The 15,847-nt window shown below is 48.9% G+C and carries 20 protein-coding genes; 10 read left to right on the forward strand and 10 right to left on the reverse strand.

Going from position 1 to position 15,847, the window contains the following annotated elements; translation table 11 throughout:
* The first annotated feature begins 62 nt into the window (after nucleotides 1-62).
* From ACKKE8_RS05195 to ACKKE8_RS05225, 7 genes are all read left to right on the forward strand, one after another.
* Nucleotides 63-854, forward strand: a complete 792-nt coding sequence (locus tag ACKKE8_RS05195) for a hypothetical protein (RefSeq protein WP_409177230.1) — start codon at nucleotides 63-65, stop codon at nucleotides 852-854.
* A 151-nt stretch (nucleotides 855-1,005) separates the two neighbouring features.
* Complete coding sequence (locus ACKKE8_RS05200) at nucleotides 1,006-1,404, forward strand: YugN-like family protein (RefSeq protein ID WP_409177231.1); 399 nt, start codon at nucleotides 1,006-1,008, stop codon at nucleotides 1,402-1,404.
* Nucleotides 1,405-1,500: 96 nt separating this feature from the next.
* The gene (locus tag ACKKE8_RS05205) at nucleotides 1,501-1,950 is read left to right on the forward strand and encodes an NUDIX domain-containing protein (protein WP_409177232.1); all 450 of its coding nucleotides are present in this window, start codon (nucleotides 1,501-1,503) and stop codon (nucleotides 1,948-1,950) included.
* A gap of 102 nt (nucleotides 1,951-2,052) precedes the next feature.
* Nucleotides 2,053-2,850 (forward strand): NAD kinase, encoded by a 798-nt coding sequence (locus ACKKE8_RS05210; protein ID WP_409177233.1) that lies wholly within the window; start codon nucleotides 2,053-2,055, stop codon nucleotides 2,848-2,850.
* 25 nt (nucleotides 2,851-2,875) lie between these two features.
* The gene (locus ACKKE8_RS05215) at nucleotides 2,876-3,613 is read left to right on the forward strand and encodes an MOSC domain-containing protein (protein WP_409177234.1); all 738 of its coding nucleotides are present in this window, start codon (nucleotides 2,876-2,878) and stop codon (nucleotides 3,611-3,613) included.
* Nucleotides 3,610-4,098, forward strand: coding sequence for a YbaK/EbsC family protein (locus tag ACKKE8_RS05220; RefSeq protein ID WP_409177235.1), 489 nt, complete (start codon nucleotides 3,610-3,612; stop codon nucleotides 4,096-4,098). The genes ACKKE8_RS05215 and ACKKE8_RS05220 overlap by 4 nt, the downstream gene beginning before the upstream one ends.
* Entirely contained in the window at nucleotides 4,095-4,682 is a 588-nt protein-coding gene (locus ACKKE8_RS05225) for a hypothetical protein (RefSeq protein ID WP_409177236.1), read from the forward strand. The genes ACKKE8_RS05220 and ACKKE8_RS05225 overlap by 4 nt, the downstream gene beginning before the upstream one ends.
* Nucleotides 4,683-4,750: 68 nt before the next feature.
* On the opposite strand, the gene ACKKE8_RS05230 is transcribed toward ACKKE8_RS05225, so the two are convergent.
* The 9 genes from ACKKE8_RS05230 to ACKKE8_RS05270 form a co-directional block, all read right to left on the reverse strand.
* Nucleotides 4,751-6,004 (reverse strand): MDR family MFS transporter, encoded by a 1,254-nt coding sequence (locus ACKKE8_RS05230; protein WP_409177237.1) that lies wholly within the window; start codon nucleotides 6,002-6,004, stop codon nucleotides 4,751-4,753.
* Nucleotides 6,005-6,227: 223 nt separating this feature from the next.
* Nucleotides 6,228-6,719, reverse strand: a complete 492-nt coding sequence (locus ACKKE8_RS05235; protein WP_409177238.1) for a GNAT family N-acetyltransferase — start codon at nucleotides 6,717-6,719, stop codon at nucleotides 6,228-6,230.
* Nucleotides 6,720-6,774: 55 nt separating this feature from the next.
* Entirely contained in the window at nucleotides 6,775-7,482 is a 708-nt protein-coding gene (locus ACKKE8_RS05240; RefSeq protein WP_409177239.1) for an exonuclease domain-containing protein, read from the reverse strand.
* Nucleotides 7,483-7,493: 11 nt separating this feature from the next.
* Nucleotides 7,494-8,507, reverse strand: coding sequence for a DUF294 nucleotidyltransferase-like domain-containing protein (locus ACKKE8_RS05245; RefSeq protein WP_409179072.1), 1,014 nt, complete (start codon nucleotides 8,505-8,507; stop codon nucleotides 7,494-7,496).
* A 49-nt stretch (nucleotides 8,508-8,556) separates the two neighbouring features.
* Nucleotides 8,557-9,891: an ammonium transporter gene (locus tag ACKKE8_RS05250; RefSeq protein WP_409177240.1), complete on the reverse strand. Its 1,335-nt coding sequence runs from the start codon at nucleotides 9,889-9,891 to the stop codon at nucleotides 8,557-8,559.
* A 124-nt stretch (nucleotides 9,892-10,015) separates the two neighbouring features.
* Nucleotides 10,016-11,263 carry an MFS transporter gene (locus ACKKE8_RS05255; RefSeq protein ID WP_409177241.1) on the reverse strand — a complete coding sequence of 416 codons (1,248 nt, stop codon included), beginning with the start codon at nucleotides 11,261-11,263 and terminating at the stop codon, nucleotides 10,016-10,018.
* Between the two features lie 80 nt (nucleotides 11,264-11,343).
* A complete protein-coding gene (locus ACKKE8_RS05260; RefSeq protein WP_409177242.1) occupies nucleotides 11,344-12,528 on the reverse strand; it encodes an MFS transporter in 1,185 nt (394 codons plus the stop codon).
* 76 nt (nucleotides 12,529-12,604) lie between these two features.
* Nucleotides 12,605-12,895, reverse strand: coding sequence for a helix-turn-helix transcriptional regulator (locus tag ACKKE8_RS05265; protein WP_017250024.1), 291 nt, complete (start codon nucleotides 12,893-12,895; stop codon nucleotides 12,605-12,607).
* A gap of 49 nt (nucleotides 12,896-12,944) precedes the next feature.
* Complete coding sequence (locus ACKKE8_RS05270; RefSeq protein WP_409177243.1) at nucleotides 12,945-13,103, reverse strand: hypothetical protein; 159 nt, start codon at nucleotides 13,101-13,103, stop codon at nucleotides 12,945-12,947.
* 137 nt (nucleotides 13,104-13,240) lie between these two features.
* Between ACKKE8_RS05270 and ACKKE8_RS05275 the strand changes: the two genes are divergently transcribed.
* Nucleotides 13,241-13,600, forward strand: coding sequence for a toprim domain-containing protein (locus ACKKE8_RS05275; RefSeq protein ID WP_409177244.1), 360 nt, complete (start codon nucleotides 13,241-13,243; stop codon nucleotides 13,598-13,600).
* 64 nt (nucleotides 13,601-13,664) lie between these two features.
* Complete coding sequence (locus ACKKE8_RS05280; RefSeq protein WP_409177245.1) at nucleotides 13,665-13,871, forward strand: hypothetical protein; 207 nt, start codon at nucleotides 13,665-13,667, stop codon at nucleotides 13,869-13,871.
* Between the two features lie 33 nt (nucleotides 13,872-13,904).
* Here the strand turns inward: ACKKE8_RS05280 and ACKKE8_RS05285 are convergent, their stop codons facing one another.
* Nucleotides 13,905-14,684: an undecaprenyl-diphosphate phosphatase gene (locus ACKKE8_RS05285; protein WP_409177246.1), complete on the reverse strand. Its 780-nt coding sequence runs from the start codon at nucleotides 14,682-14,684 to the stop codon at nucleotides 13,905-13,907.
* Between the two features lie 190 nt (nucleotides 14,685-14,874).
* On the opposite strand from ACKKE8_RS05285, the gene ACKKE8_RS05290 reads away from it, so the two are divergent.
* Nucleotides 14,875-15,795, forward strand: coding sequence for a S1 RNA-binding domain-containing protein (locus tag ACKKE8_RS05290; protein WP_409177247.1), 921 nt, complete (start codon nucleotides 14,875-14,877; stop codon nucleotides 15,793-15,795).
* Nucleotides 15,796-15,847: the final 52 nt, after the last annotated feature.

The raw sequence follows: 15,847 nt of genomic DNA on the forward strand, positions 1-15,847 counted from the left end.
GTAACCTCCCCATGGGCACTTGTATATGGTAATAAAGAAACACCAGAAGGGGAGGAGTTTCCATGCAGTCTGATTCTGAAAAAAACCTGTATCAGGCTGACATTCAGTTTGTCAGCCTATTAAAGGATATGCGAGAAAATGTGCACAACATCTGCAAGGAGCACGTTGAGAAAAAAGTGCGCATCGAAGCAATTGACGGGCAAGTGTTTGAAGGCGTCATTGTCGATTATGATGATCAGAACGTATACGTCGAAGTTGTAGATCAGGATGCGGAGGAAGAAGAAGACTTTGAAGAGTATGATTATGAGAACTATGAGGACTACAATCCTTATCAAGTAATGGAAGTAGCCAATCGGCAGCCGTATGGAGGATGGGGGCAATATCCTGATTATTACTTTCAGTATGTGAACTATAATCCGTATGCAGGTTATCCTCCCTATGGCGATCTCAGTCCTTTTGGAGGCAATCCATACTACAGTCCCTACGGCGATGAGTACAATCCATACAGTCAGGTCAGTCCTTTCGGCAGTTCCAACAACTCTCGGGTCAGTCCGTATAGCAGTAGCAATCGCCCAGCACCCCAAGTCAGCCCTTATAGCAGCAGTAACCGTCCCGCTCCCCAAGTCAGTCCGTATAGCGAGCAGAAGCCGCAGGTAAGTCCTTGGGAACAAAATCTATCGCCATTTCCACCATTCCCGCCGTATCCACCATTTTTTTGTCCGCCGCCACCGCCACCTCCACCGCCCTATGTTTTACCCAAAGTTCAAGGGAGAAGAAGACGTAAAAGATGCCGGAACGGACGTAAAATCATTCCATTGGCGCTCTTTACACTCCTGACAATTGTCTTGATTTAATGGTGGGGAACTTACAAGCCTCTCAAAGCCATCACGGCTTAGGAGGCTTCCTGCTTTTTGTAGATGTGAGAGTACAACCTCGTCTTTTGTCACACACTACGAACAAAACGGTGGACGTTTCTCACAGAATAGATAAAGGCAGGGATTGACGATGAAACAAATAAACAGCAGCTTGCCAGGCACGAGGGCGACATTTGGCTATTTTCGTGAAGCGCTTGAGCCGCATTTTACATTATCCAACTGGGATTATGAGCAAGGGTACTTCGACCGGGCTCTGGATGACAAAAACACGGTATTTTTGCGCTTGCCTGTAAAAGTATTGCAAGGCGAGCTCGACAGCCCGGATGCATGGCTGGAACTCGGGCGGCCGTTTGTGATTCGACATGTGTACCAGACTGGCGTAGAGGAAGATATCGGATATACGGAGGCGCTCGCTTCGGGTTTGATGAATCAGTTTCAGGAGCCTGTAGACAAGGACGCACAAATTGATTCGAGATGGATTCGAAAAGCAGAGGCGGTTGTCAAAGAGCTGGAGAATCGCCTCGCGTGAGACAGGCCGTTGAGAGGCCTGTTTTTTTCTTGACCATGGCAGGGAAAAGATAGGTGACTCAAGAATGGTAGCACATGGAAAAAGCGAGGTGGAAATATGTCCTGGTACCATGCAGTGGCGAAATGGTATTGGAAAATCCGCAAGCCTCTCACCTTGGGTGTGCGTGTCATTGTTACTGATGAAGAAAAGGGAGTCTTGCTGATCCGGCATACGTACGTCCATGGCTGGTATTTGCCGGGAGGAGGGGTGGAGCGAGGAGAGTCGTTTGGGGATGCCGCTCGCAGGGAGTTGTGGGAGGAGTGCGGAATACGAGCGGACGGACTTACCCTCTGCCATCTTTTTTACAGTGAGCGGGAAGGGAAACGAGACCACATTGCCTTGTATCATGTCGACCTCACACCTGGCCAAGATTTGCATAAGGATGACAAAGAAGTAGCGGAAATGCGCTTTTTTGCTTGGGATGAGCTTCCTCGGGAAATATCACCAGCTACAGAGAGGCGTTTATCTCAATTTCGCAAGCAGTCTTTTCAGAGTGATCGCTGGTGACAAGTGGGATTTTATGCAAGTCGATTTTTCCTATGGTATAGTGAAGACAAACAACAGAGCGTGCAAGACCGCTTGTAAGGATAAAAGTGAGGGCAGACCAGCATGAAGATTGCGACTGTACTGCGAAATGATGATTATACAAGAGAAGTTGAACAAGTCTTGAAAGAAAAGCTGCAAGCAGCCAATAGCCCGTTTACCTTCGTCAAAGGACCGGCTGAACAACCGGATATGGTGTTGTCCATCGGGGGAGATGGGACGCTTTTGGAGGCCGTACATCAATACGGGATTGAGCCGTCTTATGTGGGGATTCATACGGGACATCTTGGCTTTTATGCGGACTGGCGTCCCGAGGAGCTGGACGAATTCGTTGAGCGTCTGATGCACGATGAGCCTCTGATCGCGGAATACCCGACGGTCCAATGCAGGATCAGCACAAGAGATGGAAAGCAGTACGAAAAGTGGGCGTTGAATGAAATGGTTTTGCGCAACGCGAATCTGTCTACCTTGGTGTCATGCGTCTATATAAATGGCGATGAGCTGGAGACATTTCGCGGTGACGGCTTGATTGTATCGTCACCGTCAGGAAGTACAGCTTATAACAAAGCCGTGGATGGAGCGATTGTTCATCCGTCCATTGAGGCGATTCAGTTGTCCGAGATCGCTTCGATCAATAACCAAGCGTATCGGACAATCAACAGCTCGCTCGTATTGCCAAAGCATCATGAAGTAGAGCTGATTGTCATGAATCCCGAGATTATGATCGGATTAGACCGCGAGCAGGCGGTATGGAGAGATGTGCGTTCCATTCGGTGCCGAGTGGGACCAGACAAAGTAAAATTCGCTCGCTATAAGCGACTGACGTTTTGGGGGCGGGTTCGCAATTCGTTTATATCCGGATAGAGAAAGCGTTGGGGAGGGGAACCAATTGAAAAAAGTAGGAACGCTGCAGACCATTTTCCGTCATCCTGTCAAAGGAATGCGGGGGGAAGAGCTTGCATCAAGTACGGTCGATGAATTTGGCTTGTATGGAGACCGTGCCTATTATTTTTTGGACAATGCCCGTCAAGGTAAGTATCTCAGCGCGGATGTTGTGCCCGCTCTTATCGGGTATCACGCCAGCATGAGCGAAGGGACAGGAAAAGAAGCATACCCGCCGATTCGGATCGAAGCCCGAGATGGCAGTGTACATACGTGGGATGATGCTTTATTTGCCCATGTCGCGGAGACGGCGAAGCGCTCCATTACGCCTATGATTAGTAGTCCGCAAGAAGGCGGCGTGAACTGGGAAGACCACATTTTGTTGGTCACGGATGCATCTCTTAGAGAGATCGCGCGGCAGATTGGTGCAGAACAGGTAGATCCACGTCGCTTTCGGGGGAATTTGGTCGTTGTCCTGGAGGATGATGAGCCGTTCGCGGAAGACAAATGGCTGGGCAAACAGATCAAAATCAATGATGTGACCTTGCAAGTCAACAAACACTGCGAGCGCTGCGTATATGTCAATATCGACCCAGATACGTTGGCGATGACTCCTGCCGTATTGAAGGCATGCGTCAAGCGTCACAATAATCACTTCGGCGTCTATGCTTCGGTTGTTACGACAGGCAGTGTGTCGCAAGGCGATGACGTTTTCTTAGTTGAGATGGAGAGTGACGGGGAATGATAGCTTGCCCTTTGGAAAAGGTTCGCAGCTACGTACAACGCTATGATTCGAGCATCGAGCCGATATTGTTTGAACAGCCGTTGCCTACGTCCGAAGTGGCTGCACAGGCATTAGGTGTCGAGATCGGCCAAATCGCAAAGTCGATCTTGTTTCGGGTGGATGAACAGTTCGCCTTGTTCGTGGCAGCAGGAGATGTACGTGTCCACCCCAAGCAAGTGAAGGCAGCGTTTGGACAAGGAAAGCCAAAGATGGCTACGCCGGAAGAGGTAGAAAAAATGACAGGCTTCCGTGTCGGAGCAGTTTGTCCGTTTGCTTTGCAGGAGGAAGTGCCTGTCTATGTGGATCGCTCTTTGAAGCGTTTCTCGATCGTTTATACAGCTGCTGGCATTGCGGAATCACTTTTGCCAGTTTCTTATGAAGCATTGCTAACAATGACAGGGGCGAAGGAAATCGATGCGGCTTCGCCAGAAGGGAACCCAGAATGAAAAAATATGCAGTCTCCATCTCAGTAGCAGCAATAGTCGTAGTCGCGGGTCTTACCGTATTCGGAGGTTCTAACCAAACGACTGCAATTGAAAACAGCATTTCACATGAGAAAGAACAAAAAATGAACCATTCTGATTCTGCGTTTAAAAATATGACAACCAATACGTACCTGAGTAATTACAACAGCATAAGAGACGAATTAGCTGAAAAGGGTATTCACACGTTGCCATTTGCGCTTGAACTAGAGAAGAAAACAAACTTCTACCGCTTTTATTATCCAAAACAAGAAAATGCGGCAAACGAAAAAGCGATATGGGTAAGCGTTATGCTGAGCGGTGATCAAAAAACAATAGACGGTATCATGTATGAAGGGGTTCCTGACGTTCATACAGTGAAGGCGATGATCCAAGCCACTGGACTTACCTGGACTCCGGAGTTGGATCAGTTCATTGCGAGTACCAACGTTGCAAAAACGCCAAAAGAAATGGTTGTTTCCGGTGTGAAAGTAACGATCGAAGGAACGCCAGCACAAATAAAAGTAATGGTTGACCCTGTGAAATTAGAAGCTCCGAAAAAATTATAATCTTGAACGAAAAAAGTGGTTGGCAGGAGGTTATCGCTGCTCAACCACTTCTTTTTTTCGGCTATAGCTTATCCGTAATGAGCTGACTCGCGTTTCTGAACGATTTGGAATAGCTTCATGTAAAGAACGGCACTCAACAGAGAGCAGAACAAGATAAACCCAAAAACGCCAATCGGCATGATCCACTCCGAAAGAATGACGGTCACGGGAGCGAGGAAGCGTCCGAGCGAGTACTGCAGGTTAGAGGCGCCCATGTACTGTCCGCGTGCATGTTCTGGTGCGTATTTGCTGACGAAGCTCTGCTCGACCGGAGTGCGCATCACTTCTCCTACTGTAAAAATGACCACGCATCCGAACAACAGCCATGCATTCGTCGTGAATCCCACCAAAAACATGCCGATGCCAAATAGCAAGGAGGACAAGAGGAAGACATTCCGGTCGCTCCAGTTCTCAAACCATTTAGTAACAGGCAGGGCGCACAGAACAAACAGAAGGCCACTTATTCCCAGCATCCATCCGAAAATCTCCGTACTGCTAAGCGAGTGTGACCATGCTTTCCACGAAAGCAGTGTCTGCGCTGGGACGTATTCTTTTACATAGACTGCCAAAAATAAATCGAGCTGCACGATGGCGATCGTTATCAGCATACCTGCGAAAATATAGATGGCAAAAGCTTTGTCGCGTAGAATGACGGCGTAGCTCTGCCATTGCTCCTTCATAATGGAAGGGAAATGGATAGAGGCGACAGAGCTTTTTACAGACTGTGGCAGTGTCTCTCTCACATTGAGCCAGATCGCAATCGAATACAAAAAAGTCACAATCGCACAAGTCCACAACAGCTCACCGCGGTATTGAAAGAAAAAGATGGCCCCCAGAGCGGGTCCCAATACGGCACCAATGTTCATGGCTGTAACGAAGGTAGCGAAGATTCTGCGTCTGTCTTTTTCTGAGGTGAGATCAGCGACCATCGCAGAACTCGCCGGGCTGTATACCGCTTTGCCGAGCCCGATTCCAATAAACGCAAGATAATCGACCCAAGAAGATAGGGAGAAGGCAAACAGGACAAACATGCCTGCCTGCAAAAACGCTCCTGACAGCATGACATATCGACGACCAAATCGATCAGCCAAATAGCCGCCAAAAAGATTGCCGATCATACTCATTATCGGTGGCACTGTCATGAGTAACCCGGCAACATTTTTGCCAAAGGTATCACTAAAGTGAAGGGTAAGAAAGGGAAAGTACATCCAAAACAATAGGTTGAAAAGCGTCTCGCCGATCAATCTGGTCTTCAGGTTCAGATCCCATGACAGCCATTGCACAGCAGGTTTACCTCCTGTTTTTGATTCCCTGGCCAGGTACACCTACTTTAGTGCAAATTTTCAAAAAGATATAGACTTATAATCATCCGTCGGTTACACTAATATCATAAGGGCTAAGGGATTAGACCCTGGCTTAAGATGTGCCACTTTTAGGTATTCGCTTCCTACATAACAAATAAGCCGACACTTCCTTGTGGAAAGGGGTGTCGGCTTTTCGCATGCTTTACTTGACCATCCATTGATAAAAATGAACGTCGTGCCACTCTCCGAATTTAAATCCCACCTCTTGAAACTTCCCTGCCAATGTAAACCCGAACTTCTCGTGCAGCTTCACACTGGCGTCATTGCCGCCTACGATTCCGCTCACGATCGTGTGGTATTCGAGTTGTCTGGCACGCTCCAGAATCGCACTCATCAAGGTAGTGCCGACACCTTTCCCGCTTTGATCGGGGGCGATATAAATAGACAGTTCGGTAGATTTTTGATAGGCGGGCTTCTCGCGGAAAACGGACAGACTGCAATATCCGATCACTTTCCCTTCGTGTTCGGCGACGATGATCGGATGTCCGTCACCGTGCTTGTGAAACCACACTTCGCGCTGGGCAAGCGTCTGTGGCTCCAAGTCAAATGTCGCAACCAGATTTTCCACCGCGTAGTTGTATATAGCGAGCATAGCGGGCAGGTCACCCAGAACTGCGTCTCTGATCTGTAGCATGATATTCTCTCCCTCATGTTGGTTGGTAGGACTTGTTGAATGATTCGAACTAATTCTAGCGTACGGCCTCGTAAACCTGCCGTAGGTTTGTAAAACCTTGGGATTCTGCTTTCATCAAATACTTTGCCCAGAGCCTACCAGCGGCAACAGCGTCACAGTAAGCGTGATGCCTGCGTGAGATCGGGATGTCGTGTGCCGCACAGAGGGCGTCCAGCGAGCCGTTGCCAATCGGATTGCTCAACAAGCGGATGAGCAGCATCGTATCCAGCATGCGATGGGTAAACGGACGCCGGCTCGTTTTCCAAAGTCCAGACCGTAAAAATTCACGCTCATGGCGAGAGTGATGGGCGACGAGCGGACGATCTCCGACGAATTGAAAAAAACGGGACAAAGCCTCTAACAGATCAGGGGCATCGGCAACCATGTCATCGGTAATCCCGGTGAGAGAACGGATGTGTGGAGGAATCGCCCGACCGGGATTGACCAACGTATAAAAAGAATCGCCGAGGAGGAGGTGTTCTCCTCGCATGGCGACTGCTCCCATCGAGACAATCGCGTCTCCGTGATCGGGATAAAAACCGGTCGTTTCCAGATCGACGACGACAACCTCCAGATCGTGCAGAGCAATATCGGCACTGGAATCGACTGGTTTATTCGCTTTGGAGATGGAGCGCAAATAGGCGATGTGCTGTTTGTCATCCGCTATATCTGGCATAGCCCGGCTCATATGCCAAATGCGACCGAATAATTCCCATTTTGCCACGGAATCTCCTCCTATCCCCCAAAAACGGACGGGAGCTTTTCTGTCATTTTTTGCAGGCGGATCGCCAGCTTCATCGACTGTCGTACCATTGCTTGGGTGTCAGGAGACAGCTTCCCTAGCTTGATATAGCTATTGCTCGTGTATTGCCCATCTTCCCAATGGAGTGGAGCGATCAGTCGCAGACCTTGAATTTGCCGGAAGTACGCGGCAACCTCGTCACAAAAGCTTTTGCTCCAGACGCCTTTCTCGCCGAGTAGATCCAATCGTTCCAAGGTAGAGCTGGCAAAGATGCCATGCGCCAAGGCGAAATGCCGTACGCAATTCACCAGTGGCAAATAAATGCCGTACTTCACATTGATGGCGCCGCGGAAGCGTCCATGGACTTCGGGTAAAACTCTGCCGAATATTCCGAGTGGCACCCGATAATGCAATGTATTGCTCACCAGTCGATTCAGCAAAAAGACGTTTCCTGCAAGCAATTGACGGAAGCGGTCATGGACGGGAGTAAAAATGGCCGCTTCGCCCCATAAGACACGCACATCACTTGCGAGCAGTAAATAACGGGCGTTCTCCCAGGTGGGGTGAGAGACCCATCTGTCTATTTGGTCCAGCCATTGTTCGGTGCTGCCTCGCCATTTTGGGGAGAGGCAAGTGACATTCCCTTGGCAGGGAGGGTAGCCGGCTACTGCCAAACCAGCAACGATCGTCGCCCCCAGCAACTGAAAGTAGCCATGTATCTTTTCTGTTTCCTGTTCGCCCAGATGATCTGGCAGTTGATAGACGAGGCCGTTATCCTGATCGCTGATGAGTGCTTGCTCTGATCGGCCGCCACTGCCGAATTGCAGAAAGGCAAAAGGGACGGGAGGGGTGCCCAAGCCCCTTTTGGCAAGGTCATTCACTGCGAGCAGCACCCCTTGTCGGATGAGATTGTCGTGAATCAGATTGACGACGATGGAAAAGGGGGCCAATTCCCCTGCGCGATTCAATGGACGCAACGGAGAAGGGTCCAGCAATTCTCGTCGCAATAAGGCCAACTCGTCAAAGGAGTCAACATTCCGTATTTTTTCCACTTGTTCAGGTGAGAGAGTGAGAGGTGTTGCTTTGGGTAGATGCAGCCGGTCGTACGCGTTCAGGCTGGAGTAGTTCGGGGTAGCCGTATCCCCCGTGTTCGCTAAGGTCAAGACCAACCACCTCTTCCTCTTCAGTGACTCGCAGGCCAATGGTTACTTTTAACACAAACAAAATGACGAAGGCTACTACGAAAACGTATAGCGCGGAGCCAGCCAAGCCCAACGCCTGAACCCCTAACTGATGCAGGCCGCCGCCATAAAACAGCCCAGGACCGCCTACGCCGACCTTTTCGGCAAGCTCCGGGGTAGCGAATAAACCCGTGGACAACGTTCCCCAAATACCAGCTACCCCATGCACGGAAAAAGCGAAGACAGGATCATCAATCCCCATGCGGTCAAACCAAATGGATGTATAAAATGTAAGAATACCTGACATAGCACCAATCACGACAGCTGCCCACGGATCGACGAAGGCGCATGATGCCGTAATCGCGACGAGAGCTGCAAGTACGCCGTTGAGCATGCTCGGGATATCTGCTTTTCCCATGACGATCCAGGAGATAGCAAGAGCGGCGACAGCACCAGCTGCGGTAGCGAGATTGGTAGTGACAGCGATATAGCCGAAAAATCCGGATGTGCTGCCGAGCGTAGAGCCGGCGTTGAAGCCGAACCAGCCGATCCAAAGAAACAGGACACCTAAGACAGAGTAGACTTGGTTGTGACCGGGAATCAGATTGGAGCTGCCGTCGCGATTGTATTTCCCAATGCGAGGCTTCAGAAGGATCGTGGCGACAAGTGCCACGATGGCACCTTGGAGATGGACAACCGTAGAACCAGCAAAGTCTTGCATTCCGAGCTGTGCCAACCAACCGCCGCCCCATACCCAGTGACCGACGACAGGATAGATGAGGACGGTAAACAGTACGCTGAAAATAAAGTAAATGGATAGCTTGGCGCGTTCAGCAAAACCGCCCCAGGCGATCGCGAGTGAGACGGCTGCAAAAGCGAGCTGAAAGAGGAAGAGAATCGAGATAGGAACAGCTGCAGCGGAAAAAGCGGAGAAAGCGTCTTTTTGCATGCCGTCAAAAAAGAATCCGGAAAGACCGATGAAGGAGTTGCCGTCTCCAAACGTCAGGCCAAAGCCAAATGCCCAAAAGGCAATCGAGCAGATGCCGAAGGTAAGGACCGTTTTGCCTGCGACGTGACCAGCGTTTTTCATGCGAGTAGAACCAGCTTCCAGTAGGGCGAATCCAACCTGCATGAGAATGACCAGAATGGCCGATACCATGACCCATGTGGCGTCAATGGCAGACGAGAGACTTGCGACAGTAGGTTCCATCCATCCACCTCTTTTCTGTGTCATATAACCTGACACCGATTTATTTATGTCAGATTATATGACATGAAAATTCCGGATGCAATTGTTTTTTTGCAAATAATGAGAAAACACCAATCCTTCCGTCTTAAGCGGAGGAGGATTGGTGTTGGGCGGTTGGTTTTCGTTTTTCAATCAGGAAGCCTGCGAAGCTCATGGCAGCGAGGAATAGTCCACTGACGAGGAAGAGCTGCTCGACGGGCCATTTGCCCATCCAGATTGCACCGAGGCTGCTGGACAATGTGCAAAAGAAGGTGAACATGAGCATGTTGATCGCAAAAATTTTGCCTGTACTGTTGCTGGACGCTTTGATTTGGATGGCAGTCACGGTTGGGATACCAATGAGCGGCCCGCCGATCCCTGCCACGGCTGCTCCGAGGAAGGCAATCCAGTGAGCGGTGCCTCCTGTCGTAAGCAACAGGAAGCCGACTGCCTGAAACACCCAACCAATCAAAATCACAAACAAATAGCGAGTGTAGAACGATCGCGCCATGTACAGGCTTCCCAGCAAGTTGCCGATCCCGTAAAAGCCCAACAAGACAGCTAATGTACTTCCGTTTCCTTGCTGCATCCGTTCGGCCATAAACGGGAATCCCACCGTGTAAGTGACCTGCCAGACGAGAAAGCCCATATTGCTAAAGAGAAGAATCAAGAACAGAGCACGATTTTGTGCTAGCTCCCGTAAACCTGAGGCAATATCCCGGGCGTACTGGCTGGGTGTCATTTTTGCAGTAGATACTTGTTGTTGATCGGTCAACGAAATACGGATGGCATAAAGGAACAACACGGAAACCAAATAGCTGCCTGCGTTCACAAAAAACAAAGTAGACAGCGGTATGATCGAAGCGACCAGTCCAATCGACATTGGCGCAATAATCCGAATCGTTCGGAAGGTCGTATCCAAGATGGCATTTGCTCGCCCTAGCTGCTCTTGGGGAACCACTGATTTGAGTGCAACGGTACGCGCTGGTTGAAACAGACTGGAGAACAACCCCAACAAGAATTGGGCTGCCAGAAAAAAAGCAAACTCTTCCACACCCATGTAGACCAGGATGCCAACCGTGATCGCGACAAGTATTCGCGCAACATCCGCACCCACCATGAGCATGCGTGGGCTGTACCGGTCCGCCATAACCCCGCCGACGAGGTAAAACAGGAGACCCGCCACCATTTCCGGGATAGCGAGCAGGCTCAGCACCGTACCCGATTTGGTTGCTTGGAGCAAATACCAGAGTAATGCGAAGCTGTAGCAATGATCACCGATGCTTGCCGTCATTTGTGCAAGCCAAAGCTTGAGGAACGAACTGTTTTTCCATAAAGATGGGGATGAATCCACGTTGACCCTCTCCGTCCTGCTGACTGCGATAAAATGAATTTGACCATAGCGTAGCAAGGCGAAGAGGGATTGTAAAGGACTCAAGCTTGGGTGGTTATCTTTACTTTACCCGTCCGCAAAACAAAGAGAAGATAGGCGATAAGAAAAGTGAAGGTTGCGAAGGTGCTGACCCCCGTGAAACCAAAATTAGAATACAAACTGCCTGCAAAAGAAGAGGCAATGAAAGTCCCTATGTACATGCAAGCGTTGGCCAAGCTCGATATGGTACCGCGCGAGGTGTCGGACAAAGATTGCAAGTAACCCATCAGGACAGGCACGAGTACACCGCCGAAGCAGTACATGAAGAAGAGGACCACCTGCAAAAAGCCGACTCCCGGTATGTAAGGCAAAACAAGATAGAGCAGGGCGCTGCCCAGAAACCCAACGGTCAAAATCGTATTTGTCTTCCAACGCTCGAGTAACCAACCGCTGAGTAAGCTGCCAACGGTGTTGCCAAGCCCGATAACTAAAGTGATCAAGCCAATTTGGGTAACGGATTGCTGATATTGATCGGAAAGCCATACGCCATAGAATGAAAAGACTGCATAGACACCCGTCATGAAAACGAAATAGCCGATAAAGCTACGTGAAGCTTGAGGCAGTCGCAACAGATCCATGTAACGTGCAAAAATAGCCACCCGGGCGTTGTTTGTTCCAAGTCCAGTTATGGAGGTAGGAGGCAATAAATCAGGAAGTTTTCGGATTATGAGAACAAAAGCTCCGAGAGAAGCAATTCCTACAGCCAAAAAAGGTAACGACCAATGATAAGCTGACAAAAAACTCCCTATAGGTACACCGATCACTTGGGAAACCGAAAGACCTGCCATGACAATTCCCATAGCTTTTCCGATACGAGCAGGGGGAAACAAAACAGGAATGGCAGCCCACACTTGAGGACCGATAAAGGCAGAGAAGGTCCCGGCAAGAAAGCGAAAGAAGAGCATCGCGGTGAAACTAGGTGCAAAGGCGCATGCAAGTGTGGAAAGGGCAAATCCGAGCATACCGACTGCCATCACATGTTTCCTGTTTCGATTATCTGATAGCGGACCGGCGACTAAAGCGGCCAAAGCAAATCCGAGAGCATAAGTTCCGATCAGCCAGGCTGCCTGGTTCGTGGATACGTGATATAACTCTCGCAAGGTTGGCAGCAGTGGGCTAATGATAAAGGTATTCGTACCGATCAAAAACATGGTGAAGAAAAAGATCATCAAAAATAGGCGCTCCATAAAAAAACTCTCCTCTTTGTTTTATGATTCTATAGTTAAATAACTTTTGAACTAATGAGCAAAAAAAGGATACCAATCACAAGGTATCTAAAAAGCCAGGCAGTATTTGATCGAAGGTTTCTTTATATATGCTCATGTACCGTGCTTGCCCATCCTTTCTGACTTTGATTAGCCCTGCCTCCCTAAGTGTCTTGAAATGATAGGAGGCGTTGGACTTGGAAGTGTCGCAGGTAAAGCCCACTTCTGTACAATTCAGCTCGTTGCCGGAATGATACAAGGTCTTTAAAATGGCTAGCCTTGTCTCATCTGCCAACGCTTTGAAAATCTTGATTCGCTTTTCGGTTAGTTCAAGTTGTTCAATATTCATAAAACTATCTTACTAAGGAAACTCTATCCAGGCAACCATTTCATTGCTTTTATTTTTGATTCTTCATGTTTTCGTTGTTGTGTTGATGCTGATAGGAAGATCCTTGGTTGTCATCGGTATGCGTATCATCCGCAACCGTACTGCTGGTTAACCCTGCTACGGCTAATCCTTTTTGATTCAGGTTTTTGGCGCTTTTGAATTTGGACATGTTACTACCCCCTGTTTGTTAATGAATGCTTACTTAAGATGCCTTGTTTCGTAGGGGAGTAGTCATCCTCATTTTCCTAGATGAATGGTGAGGTATACTATAAAAAAACGTGCGTGCGTCAGGGAGGACGGGAGTGGATGGCAGGGTGTGTCATGATCGTGGAGGGAAAGACAGATAAGGAACGTTTGCTTCGGGTGCTGGCTGAGCCTGTCACCATTCTTTGTACATACGGTTCCTACAGTTTGGAAAAAGGGGAGAGGTTGCTCGCTCAAACGGAAGCAGCAGATGCAGATGAGGTTTACTTATTTACCGATGAAGATGACAGCGGGAAAAAATTAAGAACGCATTTAAGTGAAGACTTTCCTGATGCGATCCATCTGCATACGCCGAAAATGTACAGAGAGGTAGCCGAAACGCCGCTCTCGGTACTGGCAGAAATTTTAGAACGAGCAGGCTTTGCGGTTATTGTGCCTCATCCTGATCTTGGAGAGCGGTAAGGGGATAAAACACCGTTTCATCGGCTATAACAGTAGTAAATGGAATGGTGGAGGTGCGAGGCAATTGCGTAGTTTGATAACGTTTTTTAATCGAATGAACATTATGGTATGGCTGGTAGGTATCTTTGTTGCTCATGCCGCGCTCTATCTGATGCTGGGGACGGCGACGTGGCTGGCTACCTCGCTTTTGGCAACAGCGTTCTACGGCATTATTTTATTGGTAGGCAAATTAATTGCCAGCCGTTATCCAGACAAGGAAGAAGGTAGATGAAAGCCGGCAAGCAAGCAGCCGGCTTTTTTCGAATTACCAACCCAAGAGCTGCATGAGTAAAATTAACCCACCCAATACCCAGACGTAGATAGCGAAGCCCTTCATCGAGCCTGTACTGATGATGGTAAGCATCCAGCGAATGGCAACATATCCAGCTAGTCCGGCAAACATGGTGCCCACAAGCATCGGGATCAATAAAGCTGTTTCAAGCGGTGTTTCAACGAGTTTGGCTGTTTGCAAGACACAAGCACCCAGAATCGCGGGCAAGGATATTAAAAACGAAAAGCGCGCAGCGTCAGCACGGTCGATTCCGCGTAGGAGAGCACCGGCAATCGTCAGTCCTGAGCGGGAAATTGCAGGCAGGATCGCAGCACCTTGCAGTGTTCCGATGATGAGAGCGTCCGTGTAGTTGATTTCCTCGAATCTCCGATTTCCACGGCGCATGGACTCCACTGCCCAGAGGATCGCGCCTGTCGCAAGAAATTCCCACCCGATCGTAATGCCTGTCTGGGAGATTTCTTCAAAATAATCTTCAAAGGCGAGTCCGATCACTGCTGTAGGGATCGTACCTACGACCAATAGCTTTGTCAGCTTGCTCATCGGATTCATGATGATATAACGAACCTGTGGCCAAAAGACGATAACGACAGCGATCAGCGTACCGAAATGAAGCATCGTGTCAAATAAAAGGCCTACCTCCTGCATGCCAAACATTTTGCGAAACAGGACGAGATGGCCCGTGCTTGATATCGGTAAAAATTCAGTCAAGCCCTGTACAATGCCGAGAAAAATATGTTCAAGCAACAACAGCATAGGCAAGAGTCACTCCAGTCTTGAAAAAGTAGGGCCAAGCCAGTCTTACTGTCATATGTATGTCCGTGAATGGAAGACTTGCCTATTTCGTTGCGCATCGTTATTTTGTTAGAAAAAAGTTGTGGTATTTTCTTGCTGAGGATGGGTATAGTTAGTGTGCACAATGGTAGAGAGCGAGGAAAAAATACGTATGTACAAAAGACAAATGCGTGAAAAGCGTGAGCCCCAAATCATTCAGAACGGCAATTTGGCGGCAGGGATGACGCTTACGATGACGGTAGCGCGAAAAACGGAAATCGGCTATTTTTTGAGTGATGGCAAAGACGAAGTGTTTCTCCATGCCAATGAAGCGCACGAGCGTTTACATAACGATGATGAGGTCGAAGTGTTTTTGTACCATGATCACGAGAACCGACTGGCTGCGACCATGGACATGCCTCATGTTGCTATGGGTGAATACGGCTGGCTGGAAGTCGTGGACATTTCTCCCCGCATGGGTGTATTTTTGGACAACGGCATTAACAAGGATCTGCTCTTGTTCATTGATGACCTGCCCAAGCATAGTGATGAATGGCCACGTCCCAAGGATCAAATGCTGGTAACGCTGAAGCAAGACAAGCTCGGTAGACTCTTGGCAAAGCCGGTCACTGAAAACGAAATCGTCAAGATCGCAGCAATGGCAGATCAGAGTATGAAAAACAAGTCTGTCGAAGGTACAGTCTACAAAGTGATTCAAGCAGGTGCATTCCTATTGACGGAGGACGAGCATATCCTTTTCATTCATCGTGATGAAATGGTAGGACGTCTGCGCCTCGGACAAACTGTGCGCTGCCGTATTAGCTTTGTACGTGAGGATGGCCGTCTGAACGGTTCTATGAAAGAACGCAAGGAAGTACAGTATGGCGAAGATGCGGACAAGCTGCTGCGCTATATGATTAATCGTGACGGGGCCATGCCTTATACCGATTCGACCGAAGCGGATGTCATCCGAGAAAAATTCCAAATGAGCAAGTCCAGCTTCAAGCGGGCAATTGGCAAGCTGATGAAGGAACGCCGTGTCGAGCAAGTAGAGGGCTGGACCAAAATCATTCGAACTGACCTAGACGAATAAACAAGAGAAATCCCTCCTTTGCACATGGAAGAATGCACAGGAGGGATTTTTG

It is taken from the genome of Brevibacillus fortis (assembly GCF_046196545.1).
Lineage (GTDB): Bacteria > Bacillota > Bacilli > Brevibacillales > Brevibacillaceae > Brevibacillus > Brevibacillus fortis_A.

Excerpts from the sequence above, each read along its gene's own strand:
- ACKKE8_RS05195 (WP_409177230.1), top strand. The coding sequence starts at position 63 with ATGCAGTCTGATTCTGAAAAAAACCTGTATCAGGCTGACATTCAGTTT.
- ACKKE8_RS05200 (WP_409177231.1), top strand. The coding sequence starts at position 1,006 with ATGAAACAAATAAACAGCAGCTTGCCAGGCACGAGGGCGACATTTGGC.
- ACKKE8_RS05205 (WP_409177232.1), top strand. The coding sequence starts at position 1,501 with ATGTCCTGGTACCATGCAGTGGCGAAATGGTATTGGAAAATCCGCAAG.
- ACKKE8_RS05210 (WP_409177233.1), top strand. The coding sequence starts at position 2,053 with ATGAAGATTGCGACTGTACTGCGAAATGATGATTATACAAGAGAAGTT.
- ACKKE8_RS05220 (WP_409177235.1), top strand. The coding sequence starts at position 3,610 with ATGATAGCTTGCCCTTTGGAAAAGGTTCGCAGCTACGTACAACGCTAT.
- ACKKE8_RS05225 (WP_409177236.1), top strand. The coding sequence starts at position 4,095 with ATGAAAAAATATGCAGTCTCCATCTCAGTAGCAGCAATAGTCGTAGTC.
- ACKKE8_RS05235 (WP_409177238.1), bottom strand. The coding sequence starts at position 6,719 with ATGCTACAGATCAGAGACGCAGTTCTGGGTGACCTGCCCGCTATGCTC.
- ACKKE8_RS05250 (WP_409177240.1), bottom strand. The coding sequence starts at position 9,891 with ATGGAACCTACTGTCGCAAGTCTCTCGTCTGCCATTGACGCCACATGG.
- ACKKE8_RS05260 (WP_409177242.1), bottom strand. The coding sequence starts at position 12,528 with ATGGAGCGCCTATTTTTGATGATCTTTTTCTTCACCATGTTTTTGATC.
- ACKKE8_RS05265 (WP_017250024.1), bottom strand. The coding sequence starts at position 12,895 with ATGAATATTGAACAACTTGAACTAACCGAAAAGCGAATCAAGATTTTC.
- ACKKE8_RS05270 (WP_409177243.1), bottom strand. The coding sequence starts at position 13,103 with ATGTCCAAATTCAAAAGCGCCAAAAACCTGAATCAAAAAGGATTAGCC.
- ACKKE8_RS05275 (WP_409177244.1), top strand. The coding sequence starts at position 13,241 with ATGGCAGGGTGTGTCATGATCGTGGAGGGAAAGACAGATAAGGAACGT.
- ACKKE8_RS05285 (WP_409177246.1), bottom strand. The coding sequence starts at position 14,684 with ATGCTGTTGTTGCTTGAACATATTTTTCTCGGCATTGTACAGGGCTTG.
- ACKKE8_RS05290 (WP_409177247.1), top strand. The coding sequence starts at position 14,875 with ATGTACAAAAGACAAATGCGTGAAAAGCGTGAGCCCCAAATCATTCAG.